The organism is Paenibacillus sp. J31P190, assembly GCF_059692075.1.
The window spans coordinates 80308-93039 of sequence record NZ_JCAUAS010000024.1 but is presented as its reverse complement, the minus strand read 5'-3'; the positions used below and the strand labels follow the sequence as shown (position 1 = coordinate 93039).

Here is a 12732-nt window from a genome sequence, read left to right as displayed (position 1 = left end):
ACAAGGCATAACACAGAGCATGTCACGTAAAGCGAACTGTTACGACAATGCTGTTATGGAGAATTTCTTTGGGATCCTAAAATCCGAGTTTTTATATATAGAAGAATTTGATAGCATTGAGCAATTCAAAGTAGAACTTGATCAATATATCCACTATTACAACCATAAACGAATAAAGGCAAAACTAAAAGGCATGAGCCCGGTACAATACCGAACTCATGCGCTAAAGGCAGTCTAACTATATACTGTCTAACTTTTGGGGGTCACTTCACGAGGCAAGCTCCTTCACTATCGTTACCCGTTAGTTAAATGATGGATTGCTGAACTATATTATTCCGAACTGGGTCAGAGCATAGTGTATACCATCTTCGCTTGCTTTTTTGGTAACGAAATCTGCCTTTTGCTTAAGCTTTTCATCACCGTTTCCCATAGCAATCCCCAAACCTACAAACTCTAACATATCCAAATCGTTTCCACCATCTCCAAATGCAATTGAATTGCAAACGTCAATTTTGTAATAATCCAGCACTCTTTTGATTGCTTGCGATTTAGAAACAATTTGAGTTTCAAGGATGTTTATTACATAACCGTGGAAACGTACAAACTGAAGTTGCGGAAAGTTATCAATAAATTTTTCAGCTTCACTCTCATCAGCATACAAACATATACAGTAAATCTCCTCTGGAAGTGTGTTTAATTTGCTAGGATAATCGACAAGACCAAGGGTCTCTGCTAGAGCATTTCTAACACGCTTCTCTTCTACTCCGATCCCGTTCATTGAAATTGAATCTGTAAAGTAGGAAATACCTTGTCCGTGTAACTCGGCAAAACTCGACAGTTCATGAACAGTCTTTTGAGATATTACGGATTTATAAATAACTTCGCTTTGGTTTTTCACAAGAGCGCCATTAGATGAGATTACTGTATCAATACCTAGCGATACTAGTTCTTCACATAAATTGTGCGGTCTACCTGTTGCAACTACGACCTTAATGCCTTCTTCATGAAGTCTCTTAATCGCCACTTTTGTACTATTAGGGATTACTCTATCCACTTCACTAAATAACGTACCATCAACATCAAAAAACACTATTTCGTACATTCTGCACGAATCCCCCTATTTTAGAAAGTACATTATTTTACAATACAAACTATACGTTACGCCCTAGTGTTATTCCACATCTAATTGAACTATCCTGCCCGTTAGCTCAATGAAACAGCGTTAGATCTAGCCAATCATTCACAAGTAGATTGTGTATGATTCAAATTTTCATTTCAAACAACTATTTAGCTAAACATTATTCAGTATAAAATAAATTACCTAGAAATATAGTTGTTTGAAATTATATATAAAAAGAAACAGCAAAGCCCGCTGCTATTTATTGAACATATAACGTTCTAGTCACCCACACCCTATTTGTTCGGCGACACAAACATATGCGTTTCTCTTTTTTCTTCTAAAACCTGGCTTATTTATCGACAGTAAAAGATTTGATGTACCACCGTGTTGATTTCCGTCTCCATTTTTTTTCAGTTTAACTCATGCCTATGAATCTCCACCCCATTTTAAATTTTTGTCTCGTGATGAACCTGAATTAAATATGAAAATATTGGGTATTCTACATAAAAGTTTCAATAAGAAGGACGGGTTCAAAAATGAATGATTCTAAAAAATCTAATCTGTGGAAAAACAGACTTCAAAGTGATAATACCTTATCCATCGAAATTCCAAAACAAAATTTGAGCAATAGCATCATAGAGAATGAGCAAATTTTAAAACATATATTTCAAAATTGTTCGGATATTGTGTTTCGTGAAATAACAATTCAATGCCGCACCAAGATGTTATTTGTTTACGTTGACGGCATGATCAATGCCGAGGTCATGATGTCAAACGTTCTAAAACCATTAATGTACAGTGGTATGCCCCAAGGCCTCGGGCCAATCGACAATGTCGCCCAGATGTTTGATCAAGAGCTCTTTTCTATTCTCCACACCAAAAAAGTTTCCTGTTTTCAAGATATAGCCGAACATATTTTAAAAGGAAATATAGCTGTATTGGCCGATGGGGATGACATTGCCCTTCTTGCGGATGTGGCAGAGTTTGAAACACGAAGCATACAAGAATCTTCCGGAGAGATTACCCTTCGGGGCTCCAGAGAAAGCTTTACCGAGCATCTACGGACGAATACCACATTGCTGCGCAGGATTTTGTCAACGCCAAAGCTAAAGATGGAATCCTTACAAATCGGAAGCTTGACGAAGACCGATGTCGTCATCTCTTATATTGAAGGAATCGCTTCCGAGACTGTAATAAATGGAATTCGAGATCGTTTAAACCGAATACAGATCGATGGAATTCTTGAATCCGGGTATATCGAAGAACTCATCGAAGACCATAACTATTCGCCTTTTTCGCAAATTGGGATCACGGAGCGGCCGGACGTGGTCGCAGCTGGAATGCTTGAAGGGAAACTTGCAATCATAACCAACGGATCTCCATTTGTGCTTGTAGCCCCGATTACGTTCTGGGGAGGATTGCAGGCACCTGACGATTATTATGAAAGAATTTTGTTCGTAAACTTCAGTCGATGGATTCGCTATCTATTTATCCTCTTTTCGGTTATTTTCCCTTCTATTTATATTGCTCTAACCAATTTTAATCCGGAGATGGTTCCTCCAAAACTGATGATTACCATTACCGCCCTGCGGGAAAAGTCGCCATTTCCGACGGTGATTGAAGTCTTCTTGATGGAGCTCATGTTTGAAGGCTTACGAGAAGCTGGTATCCGTCTACCCCAACAGATTGGTCCGCTTGTGACCTTAGCTGGGGCATTAGTCATCGGTGAGGCTGCTGTGCGCGCCGGAATCATCTCTGCGCCTATTGTCATAGTCGTATCGGCTGCTGGAATCGCATCGTTTGTCATTCCGCGGTATCGGGCAGGTTTTCCCCTTCGGATATTAAGATTTCCTTTATTGTTGCTTACCGGAACATTCGGATTATTTGGATTGGCAGTTGGGATCATCGCGATTCTCATTCACCTGATTCATTTAAATTCATTCGGGACCCCTTTTCTTACCCCGCTGGCACCGCTTGTCCCTCGAAGGCTTAAGGACGTACTGATTCGCTGGCCTCTTAAGCTCGCTGCGCAAGATGAACCTAAAAAATGAGGCGGATCTTCAATGAAAAGAGCGTGGAAACTTTACTTTGCATTGCTCCTTACGATATTGTGTTTAACCGGTTGTTGGGACTTTCAGGAACCGAATCAGCTCGCATTCATTACCGGTGTAGCGTTAGATCTAACGAATGACGGACAGTTTGAAATTAGTTCACAAATCGCGATTCCCTCGGTTATTGGGGGACAAGATTCTGGCGGCGGCGGTGAAAATAAAAAAAGCTTCCGCGTCGTGTCCGCAACCGGAAAGAACATTATGGATGCAGGACAAAACTTGCAGACTCAGATTTCCCGAGCTTTGTTTTACGGTCATCGCCAGACGATTCTCATCGGACAGCGAATGGCCGAGCATGGAGTGGGCAACTTTCTCGACATGTTTATTCGTAATCCTCAATCGGAGCTTCGTTCAACGATCTATGTTGTAAAAGATGGTCTAGGGAAAGACCTCCTTTCATTGGAGCCTATTTTTGATCCTTATACAGCGACGGCGCTGGTTAATGAACAAGCTTCTTTAGGCCTAAAACCCTATTTTTACCGAAAGTTTTTATCGGATGCTTTGAGTCAAGGCATACATCCCTTATTGCCGGCTGTCAGCTCAACGTCTTTAAAAAAGTATACATATGCGGGAACTGCCGTGTTTAACAAAGACGATGGCATGAAATTGGTGGGATTCTTAGATACGAAAGAATCCTATTACGCCAATTGGATTCTGGACCGGTTAAACGGGTTTACCGTCACCGCTTTCGTCCCCGAAGGAAATGGAATCGTCAGTTTACAATTGCAATCATTAGATCGGCAAATCCGATCGAAAAAGGTCAAAGATCAAATACAAATTGAAGTTCGTCTCACAGGAAAGGGATTACTTGTCGAAAACAGTGCGAACCTCGATCCAACTAAGCGAAAGGATCTGCGAATCATCCAAGATAAGCTCAGTCAAACAACTCAGAAATCGATAAAACAGCTCATCGAAAAAGTACAAAAGCAGTATAATACGGATATTTTCGGGTTTGGTCAAAGCGTTCACGAACAACATCCACATAAGTGGAAGGCATTGAAACAAGAGTGGAATAAGATTTTCGCTGAACTGTCTGTTTCAGTCGAGGTTGATCTTCAATGCAAGGACCCGGGCCAAACGACTACCTCATTTATGGGCATTCCCTAATTAAGGTGGGGACCGAATATCGTCAGTATATGATGAAAAAATTGCAATATTGTCGAGTAGGAGGGAATTACTTGTGAAGTTGTCAGGGTGGCAAATGATTTGTACAATCGTAACGATTGAATTCGTCATGGCCGTCTGGTTGCGAATTTCGCCAGCTATCGAAATATCCAACCAGGATGCGTGGCTTTCTATTATCATTGGAGGGATTCTAGCCGTAGCTATAACTTTTTTAGTTGTTCGTTTGAGTCTACTTCACCCAAATCAAAGCTTGACGGTATTCAGCCAGAAATTGTTGGGCAAATGGCTCGGGAGAATAATCGTCCTTCCGTATTTCACCGCGTGGTATATCCTCGCCGGCGATGTACTGCGTTCGTTTGCCGACTTTATCCATCTGATTCTGCTCAACAATACGCCAGTATGGATCATCATGCTGCTTATGACGGGTTTAATGACGTATATGACCTATTCGACAGGAATTACAGGAATAGGCCGTTTTTGCGAAATAGCCGGTCCCATTACGATTTTAGTATTTATTTTCAGCTTAATATTGAATGTAGGCAACACGGAATGGCATCTAATGTTACCGGTCTATTCCGATTCAGGATGGAGAAATATTATAAAAGCGTCGTATGCTCCTGCTTCCTTCTTCGGAGAAACGTTTGTGTTATTGGTCATCGTCTCTTTTATGCAAAATCCTAAAAAGGCGCTTTCGACGTCCATGCTAAGCGTAGGTATTACGGTGTTCATGGTTCTTATAGCAACGATTATGGTGCTGCTTGTGTTTGGACCCAGTGTATCGGCCAAATTGAGATTTCCTTATTTCATGCTTGTCAGATCCATTAATATTTTTAATTTCGTTCAAAATCTCGATATCTTCATTGTTTTCATATGGGTTTTCGGTGTATTTGCTAAAATTTCCTTTTATTTGTTCATTACCAGCTATGAATTGGCGAATTTGAGCAAGACAAGAAATTGGCGGAAAATGATCTGGTTCAGCGTACCGATGATTTTTATTATTGCGCTCCTAATTCCGAATGAGTCTACAATTGTAGTGTTGCAAGAACTATGGAGATTGATTGTGATTCCGGTTTGTGCGATCGGGATTCCCCTACTATTATGGATCGTTTCCATGATTAAGCGGCGGAAACTCGCATCAATATCCTAGCCTAGTCGTCACTAAGTAGAATAGCATCATCTTGTTTAAACATTTTCTTTTGTTCTTCTGTTAAATCCATCCCTTTATTTTGTTACCCATCGCTTCCTCCTTACCATATCAGGAATGCTGATGAGTAACGTTCAACTCATAAATTTGAACTACCCTGCAGCTTCTCGACAATGCCCCTTCGCATCGTCATTTCATCTTCCACTACGCCAATTCTCATCGGATAAAGTGCCCCTCCTTTCCCGTGACACCATGCATGCTAGTGGGCGAGATTATAAATGCTAATTCTATTTCTTTTTCAAGCTATCCTTCTCTCCTCAATTTACCGACTATGAAAAATATGCTTTAGACGGAGGGTTATTAAGTATGCCCATTTAACAGTAGGACTTACTCATTAAGAACTTAAGAGAAAAATGTTGGATAAACTATTAGCTGGTTAGAAATGTGCCATAGATAATAGGTCTCGGAGTAACATCCCCCGAGGCTTACGGTCCACCACGGGATGTCCTTGAAAATCTACTACATTCCATGAATCGGTATTGTGGTGATAAATCAGCAACACATTCTTTGCACCTATCGTGCCAATAGGGATTTCAATAGCCGCGTCAGATACATCCCCGTTTAGAAAACTCAATTACCAGGTATTACCACGAAGTGCATAACTCATGTAAATATATATAACCATCCAAATAAATCCAACACTTTATTACGCATAACTGCCCGTTTAACGTAACGAAGCTGCCCGACCGTGCCGGCAGCTTCGTAGTTTAAGCTAGCCCTTGGTGTATATCCCCCAAATACAGTTTGAAAATTCTCCAGCTGCAAAGGTAATTACTTCGTCGTTCTCTTTTTTAACTGACCAAATGGTAAAGTTCTTTTTTACATTGTATATTGGGTCTATTACCGTAGCCGTCTCACCCGAGCTCTCCCATTTTTTCTTAAATATATCTATCCCATTTAGCAGAAATGACTCATCTGCAGTACTTCCGATAAACTCGAAGGAGATCGCCAAGCGCTGTTCGCGAAGGAAAATCGCTTCGTACGCCCCAAGGCTTCGCGAAAATGCGCGCGGCGTCCGATGAATTCGGCTGGAATCTGAATTATGGCAGCATCGTGATGATCTTCCGTGGCGGCAGCATTATCCTCGCAGGCTTCCTTCAAAACATCAAGGACGCGTATGACGGCGATCCGGAACTGAAAAACCTGTTCCTGGACGATTACTTCAGCAGCCAAGCGGCTTGGCGGAAAGTGGTCGCATCGCCGTCACTCACGGCATCTCGGTTCCGGCTTTCGCTTCCGATCTGGCCTATTATGACAGCATTCGGTCGGAAAAACTTCCGGCGAACTTGCTGCAAGCGCAGCGTGATTACTTCGGCGCGCATACGTTTAAGCGCGTTGACCGCGAAGGCACTTTCAGTGGATGGATAGCGACAAGTAAAAAAAGAAAGATTACCCTAAGCCGTATACGGCAAAGGGTAACCTTTTTTTGTAAGATTGATTACTTCATCGGTTGAATTGGATTGCTCTTCAAGATGTCTTCCACTTCTTGGTAGCCATCAGGGTAGGCAAAGTTATAGCGCGCTGGAAGTGCGAACACGTATTTGTCATTGCGCATCAGTTCGCTTGCGCCGATAGGCGCTGCGCCGATGTGGAATTTATCCTGCTGAAGCTCGTTCCATTGGTCGACAGTAAAGACGAGAATAGGGATATCCTGTCTAGGCTGTTCAGCGGTCCATTCGGGATGGCGGATGCTGAGTTTCGCGCCGCTTTCTACGACCTTATCGCCTTGCGCATCCCCTACATAAAGACCCTCCCATTTGTCCGTTACAATCGTGTACCTTTTCCAACTGTCCGGAAGTGTGAAACGGAAGCCATATTGGGTATTCTCATAGACGGTTTGGCCTACTTGACCCGTTTGTCCGCCGATTGGGATCATCGGTTGAATCGGATTGCTCTTCAAGATGCCCTCCACTTCTTGGTAGCCATCAGGGAAGGCAAAGTTATAGCGCGCCGGAAGTGCGAACACGTATTTGTCATTGCGCGCCAGTTCGCTTGGTCCGATAGGCGCTGCGCCGATGTGGAACTTATCCTGCTGAAGCTCATTCCATTGGTCGACAGTAAAGACGAGAATAGGGATATCCTGTCTAGGCTGTTCAGCAGTCCATTCGGGATGGTGGATGCTGAGTTTCGCGCCGCTTTCTACGACCTTATCGCCTTGCGCATCGCCTACGGAAAGACCCTCCCATTTGTCCGTTACGATCGTGTACCCTTTCCAACTGTCCGGCAGCGTGAAACGGAAGCCATATTGGGTATTCTCATAGACGGTTTGGCCTACTTGACCCGTTTGTCCACCGACTGGGATCATCGGTTGACTGCTTCCATCCCTTGGAGTGTCGTTGGATGAAGGCGCTGAAGGTTGATGCGGAGTAGGGTGGATGTATTTAAGTGCGTTAAAAATCATCTCAGCGGCTTGCGCGCGTGTAATCTCCGCTTTCGGATGGAAATTGCCGTTGGCGTCGAGCGTTGCAATTCCTTTGTAAATAGCGGCTTGGACCGGACCGAGATCGTCAAGGGCAATTTCGGCCTTGTCTTTGATCTCGATTACCGGGAGCTTCATCATGTGCAAAATGCTATGACCGTCAAGCGCAAGAAGCAATTCTTTGGTGAAAGTCGCTTTCGTCCATTTCTGATCCGGATCGAGATCGGCAGGAAGCTTCAGGCCGTTATTCGCCGCGATAATGAAGCTTTGCGAGTACCATGCGTCATTTTTTGCTTTTGCAAAATAGTCGGTGGCCTGCGGCGCTTTTACAAATCGGATAGCGTCTAAGTTCAAACCAAGCGCCTTGACGATCAATTGAATGCCTTGCGCAGCTGAAAGAGGAGCATTGGGCTGAAACAGGTCATTGCTGACACCCGATACGAGGCCCTGCGATTGTAGAGAAATAATTTTATCTTTGGCCGCAACCTGGTCCAGATCGGTGAAAGCTGCAGTTGCAGCAAGGCTTTGCCCAGCTAAGGTAAGGGACAATACGGCGGCAGCGGATAAGCTAAGAAGTTTTTTACGGGATTTCACTTTCTATCACCTCGTTGAGTTTTCGCTTACAGTACCTCAAACGTATGATTGGTTGAAATTGTTGCAAAAAAAATGAACTGCCGTTTGCAGTAAATTTTCGGGAATTGTTGTGCTAAACTGCCCGTTAACAGACAAAGGCAGCCGATCGTGCCGGCTGCCATCATGTCGTGATTGAACTATAGTTCCTCGTTAGCTGAACAGCCTGCAGGATCTCGCCGGCAGGCTGTGTAATTAACCGGGTTGTCGCGATCTGATCGAGAATGGATTGCTGCGCGGTGAGCTACACCTTGCGATTAATCGTTAGATACAGATTCTGCCCCTTGACCGGCTTGGTCAGCTTCATGTCGCCGACGATCCCGCTCATGCTGTCGATTTGATAGGATTTATAACCATTAAGCCCCCGCATCTCCTTCTGATACATCAACTCGATGCCGTCGTAGCCGACCTCCTCGGAATCCAAATACTTAAGCGTGGGATCCGATTGATCCGCGTTGATTTCTTTGTAAAAGTCCAGATTCTCCTTGGCTCCCTTCATCTTGTTCATATAGCCGACCAATTGAACGGCGACCCGGTCGGGACTGTACTGGCGGATGCGCTCCTCCACGATCTCCATGTCTGGATACTCGTCGCGGTGCTCGCTAAGATAGGCGATCTCTTCTTTTGACAGTCCCGATTTGATCCGTCGTTGTTGGAATGGCAGATGCGTTCTGCCTTTGATGTCCATAGCCTCGATAACTTCCTCAGTCGTCAACGGCTTGGAATTCGCTTCGCCTTTTTCGTTAAACAGCTGCACGAGTTTTGCAGCCAGCGCCTCCGCCGCTTCTTGCTTAAAGCCTGTTTTGAAAGTAAAGTATAAGGACTGAGTTGAGATCGAAGATGCGATCTGCTGTCCCGCCGAATCGTAAATATTGCCGCGGATGGGCGGGATGGATACGCCCTTCGTGATCATGCTTGTCTGGCGTTCCTAGAGACTCGGACCCTCAACGAACTGTAGATAAGCAAAACGTACGATTAGTGAAGAGAACAGGAGAAATGTAAGCATGAAAAAGACATTTAACCTAATACTGAAATGGCGACGGTTTCGAACTTTTTCTTTCGCACTTCGGTTTTATCATTAATTTCCATACCGTTCCCTCATTCCGTCACTCGATATCCCTGCACAATAAGAATAAGCAACCTTACGGGAATGGCGGGTATCCGAACTCAATACCAAGTTATTTTTCAAAATTTACGCTTCCGAATCCATGAGACCGATGAATTCCCGGATCGGCTGTCGTCTATATAAACGAAGGCATAAATGAACACAAACTAATTTGACGAAGAGGTGTTTTGAAAATGGCATTAACGTCCGCATTCACGAGCTTCAACCTGCCTGTAAAAAACGTAGAACAATCGAAAGCGTTCTTCACCGGACTCGGATTCGAGCTCAACCCGCAATTCCCCGAGAACGAGAATTCGGTAGCCATCGTGATCGGCGAAAACCTGCAGGTCATGCTGATCAATCAAACATTCTTTAATACGCTCACGGAGAAGGAATCCGTCGATACGAGCAAGTATGCGCAGATGACGATCGCATTGGCCTTCGAGAGCCGGGAAAAGGTCGATGAAATCGTGAATACCGCGGTCTCCTTGGGCGGGAAATTGCACGCTGAACCTGAATATCATGGGTTCATGTATCATTGGGGCTACGTGGACTTGGACGGCCATCTGTGGGCCATTAACTACATGAACATGGATGCGGCACAAGGTTAAAGCTAACGGAGAGCACGCTCGTACTAGGGTTCAAAAAGAAAGACGCCGGGCATCTTCCCCGGCGTCTTCTTCGCGATGATTAGTTTTGTTCGGTATAGGCTTTGAAATTGTCCATGATCGCTTGCCAGCCTGCTTGCTGGAACTCGACGGGATTGGAGCTTTCCGCGTCGAACGTTTCAATGACCTTCGTCTCACTCCCTTGATCGACGAAAGCAATATCCACTCTTCTTCCGTCTTCCATGGTGTAGCCGATCGCCTCATGCCGATTCACGACATCGTAGACGCCGCCAAAATCAAAGCCCATGCTGCCATCCTTCGCTTCCATCCGTGTCAGAAACTTGCCGCCGACCCGCAGATCGTTTTCGGCTCTCGGCGCATGCCAGTCCTCGGACGCTTGATTCCACTTCGTGATGTGATCCAGCTCGGTCCAATAGCGCCATACCTTCTCGACAGGGGCTTGAATGAAGGCTTGCACGGTTACTTTCGTCGGTTGACTCGTTTCCATTTTAAATAGACACCTCTCTCATGATATTCGTCGTTTGGTTATTCTCAATGATATAGACGAAAGCCAATGACGAAATTCATTGGTCAATTCGCTCAGGCAGCCCAAATCGCGAAAATAATGGCGTATGAATGAAGTTTTGAACGTGCAGGATTTGATTTTCTTTGGTTACGATGACGTGGATGCCCCAGGGTACCAGGCTAGAGCCCTCTTTGCCCGGCATATACTGAGCCAACGCCGGATAACCGCCATTCACCGTAATGGGCACAAATCGCGAACCTTCGCAATGCCAGCGAGTAAGCGAATAGAAGGCGGACAAATCTTCCTTGCCGCGGATCCACATCTCGAAGGGCGGCATCGACATGCAGCCTTCCTCGTGGAACAACGCGACGAGCGCAGCAATATCGAATTGCTCGAAGGCCTCCACATACCGGGACAGCAGCTGCTGCTCCGGTTGAACGTCCATGCTGCTGAGCTCATCCGAGCGAAGCTGCGCCCGGTCCATCGTCTCTCGGGCTCTTTGCAAGGCGCTGTTCACCGCTGCCGGCGACATCGCCAACGTTTCCGCGATCTGCTTGGAGGACCATTCAAATACATCCTTCAAAATGAGTACCGCGCGCTGCCGCGGAGGCAAGGTCTGCAGGAGAGCGATGAAGCACAGTTGAAGGGTATCTCTGCGGACGAGCCGATCCTCCGGATTGCCCCCAAAGTCGGGAGACGGCCAGATCCAGGCAGAGTCCGGCAGCGTGTCGCGCGGCTCGACGATGGCGACGGCCGGGTCGAACAGGTCAACGGGAAGCGCGCGGCGTTTGGATTGTCTCAGCTTGTCCAAGCACAGGTTGGAGGCAATCCGATAGACCCAAGTTTTGAACGAGGAATCCTGTCTGAACGTGCTCCAGCTCTGCCAGACCCGAATACTCGTCTCCTGAACGGCATCGTCCGCATCGTCCATGGAGCCTAGCATTCGGTAACAGAACGAGGTTAAGCCCGGCTTCAAGCTTGCAAATAATGGTTCGTCAAATGCGGTCTCGTTCATCGCGGCCTCCCTTAACGATCTTCCCGAAGGGCGGTAACTTCAAACCCCCTCTTTCGCAGAAAAACCATACTACAAATTTTACGCTTCCAATACTCGGATAGTTGCGCTAAACTGCCCGTTACTTCAATAGAAAAGGCAGCCGATCGTATACCAGCTGCCTTCATGTCATGATTGAACTATCGTTCCTCGTTAGTTGAATAGCATTTTCCAATTGGATTTCTATTTCTTTATTCATAACCACCCTCAGCTTTGGGTAATTCTTTATAAGAATCCTTACCCGCAACTATATGTTGGATGAATGTTCGTAATCCTAGTAGTTGCTTTGCATCGCTCGTTACGTCACAATTTTTATCTGACCAAGTAAATGTTTTTGTTTCTCCATCTACACTAATTTTCCAACTGTCTTCATTATAGGGGATGCTAGAACAATTCTTGTTAGTTGGTACCAACTCTTTCGTTCCCATGATATTTATCTCTCTCATATTCTCATAAATGCTGCGCATCTCTTCTATGGTAAAAGTGATTTTTGCCGTTATATCCCCGTTCATTATCAAATCTTTTGTAACCGTATCTTGATAGGTATTTATTTCATTTTTAGTAATCTCACCATATCCGAAACGAACCGCGAAATCGAAATCGGTGGGCATTACTTTTGGCATTGTGTTCTGTTGCTCAATAGCTTCCTTTTTCTGATTCTCGATATTAGAGCTTGCCGCCGTACTACAAGCAGTAATTATAAATAGTAATACAAATAACAATGAGCATAGTTGTTTCACCTTAAACACCCCCCAATTATTTCCAAGTAAATGTATAGACGAAAATGGGAGACAATTGTTGCACAATCCTGCCCGTTAACGTAATGAATCTGC

The 12732-nt window shown here is 44.9% G+C and carries 11 protein-coding genes and 1 pseudogene; 6 read left to right on the top strand and 6 right to left on the bottom strand.

The genetic code is table 11. The features are described 5' to 3' along the window. The coding region (locus AC58U0_RS30315) for a transposase (protein ID WP_497382537.1) at positions 1-238 on the top strand (238 nt) is incomplete at its 5' end. A gap of 87 nt (positions 239-325) precedes the next feature. Here the strand turns inward: AC58U0_RS30315 and AC58U0_RS30310 are convergent. After that, positions 326-1102 carry a Cof-type HAD-IIB family hydrolase gene (locus tag AC58U0_RS30310; RefSeq protein WP_497382536.1) on the bottom strand — a complete coding sequence of 259 codons (777 nt, stop codon included), beginning with the start codon at positions 1100-1102 and terminating at the stop codon, positions 326-328. 554 nt (positions 1103-1656) lie between these two features. Between AC58U0_RS30310 and AC58U0_RS30305 the strand changes: the two genes are divergently transcribed. The 4 genes and pseudogenes from AC58U0_RS30305 to AC58U0_RS30290 form a co-directional block, all read left to right on the top strand. Beyond that, positions 1657-3171: a spore germination protein gene (locus AC58U0_RS30305; RefSeq protein WP_497382535.1), complete on the top strand. Its 1515-nt coding sequence runs from the start codon at positions 1657-1659 to the stop codon at positions 3169-3171. A 12-nt stretch (positions 3172-3183) separates the two neighbouring features. Further along, entirely contained in the window at positions 3184-4338 is a 1155-nt protein-coding gene (locus AC58U0_RS30300) for a Ger(x)C family spore germination protein (RefSeq protein WP_497382534.1), read from the top strand. 73 nt (positions 4339-4411) lie between these two features. Next, positions 4412-5503, top strand: a complete 1092-nt coding sequence (locus AC58U0_RS30295; RefSeq protein ID WP_497382533.1) for a GerAB/ArcD/ProY family transporter — start codon at positions 4412-4414, stop codon at positions 5501-5503. 1000 nt (positions 5504-6503) lie between these two features. Continuing rightward, a pseudogene (locus AC58U0_RS30290) lies at positions 6504-7014 on the top strand (hypothetical protein); the annotation flags it as partial. Here the strand turns inward: AC58U0_RS30290 and AC58U0_RS30285 are convergent. Both AC58U0_RS30285 and AC58U0_RS30280 read right to left on the bottom strand, forming a co-directional pair. Further along, on the bottom strand, positions 6999-8573 hold the full coding sequence (locus AC58U0_RS30285) for an S-layer homology domain-containing protein (protein WP_261300469.1): 1575 nt from the start codon (positions 8571-8573) through the stop codon (positions 6999-7001). The pseudogene AC58U0_RS30290 and the gene AC58U0_RS30285 overlap by 16 nt on opposite strands. 280 nt (positions 8574-8853) lie before the next feature. Beyond that, the gene (locus AC58U0_RS30280; RefSeq protein ID WP_497382532.1) at positions 8854-9522 is read right to left on the bottom strand and encodes a hypothetical protein; all 669 of its coding nucleotides are present in this window, start codon (positions 9520-9522) and stop codon (positions 8854-8856) included. 386 nt (positions 9523-9908) lie between these two features. Between AC58U0_RS30280 and AC58U0_RS30275 the strand changes: the two genes are divergently transcribed. Continuing rightward, positions 9909-10325 (top strand): VOC family protein, encoded by a 417-nt coding sequence (locus AC58U0_RS30275; protein ID WP_497382531.1) that lies wholly within the window; start codon positions 9909-9911, stop codon positions 10323-10325. A gap of 79 nt (positions 10326-10404) precedes the next feature. Here AC58U0_RS30275 and AC58U0_RS30270 read toward each other — a convergent pair whose 3' ends face one another. From AC58U0_RS30270 to AC58U0_RS30260, 3 genes are all read right to left on the bottom strand, one after another. Beyond that, positions 10405-10830, bottom strand: coding sequence for an SRPBCC family protein (locus AC58U0_RS30270; RefSeq protein WP_497382530.1), 426 nt, complete (start codon positions 10828-10830; stop codon positions 10405-10407). Between the two features lie 76 nt (positions 10831-10906). Beyond that, entirely contained in the window at positions 10907-11863 is a 957-nt protein-coding gene (locus AC58U0_RS30265) for a sigma-70 family RNA polymerase sigma factor (RefSeq protein WP_497382529.1), read from the bottom strand. Between the two features lie 227 nt (positions 11864-12090). Then, on the bottom strand, positions 12091-12639 hold the full coding sequence (locus AC58U0_RS30260; RefSeq protein WP_497382528.1) for a hypothetical protein: 549 nt from the start codon (positions 12637-12639) through the stop codon (positions 12091-12093). Positions 12640-12732 lie beyond the last annotated feature (93 nt).

What these genes read in the sequence shown, in the direction of transcription:
- AC58U0_RS30310 (WP_497382536.1), bottom strand. Translation starts at nt 1,102, where the DNA reads ATGTACGAAATAGTGTTTTTTGATGTTGATGGTACGTTATTTAGTGAA.
- AC58U0_RS30305 (WP_497382535.1), top strand. Translation starts at nt 1,657, where the DNA reads ATGAATGATTCTAAAAAATCTAATCTGTGGAAAAACAGACTTCAAAGT.
- AC58U0_RS30300 (WP_497382534.1), top strand. Translation starts at nt 3,184, where the DNA reads ATGAAAAGAGCGTGGAAACTTTACTTTGCATTGCTCCTTACGATATTG.
- AC58U0_RS30280 (WP_497382532.1), bottom strand. Translation starts at nt 9,522, where the DNA reads ATGATCACGAAGGGCGTATCCATCCCGCCCATCCGCGGCAATATTTAC.
- AC58U0_RS30275 (WP_497382531.1), top strand. Translation starts at nt 9,909, where the DNA reads ATGGCATTAACGTCCGCATTCACGAGCTTCAACCTGCCTGTAAAAAAC.
- AC58U0_RS30270 (WP_497382530.1), bottom strand. Translation starts at nt 10,830, where the DNA reads ATGGAAACGAGTCAACCGACGAAAGTAACCGTGCAAGCCTTCATTCAA.
- AC58U0_RS30265 (WP_497382529.1), bottom strand. Translation starts at nt 11,863, where the DNA reads ATGAACGAGACCGCATTTGACGAACCATTATTTGCAAGCTTGAAGCCG.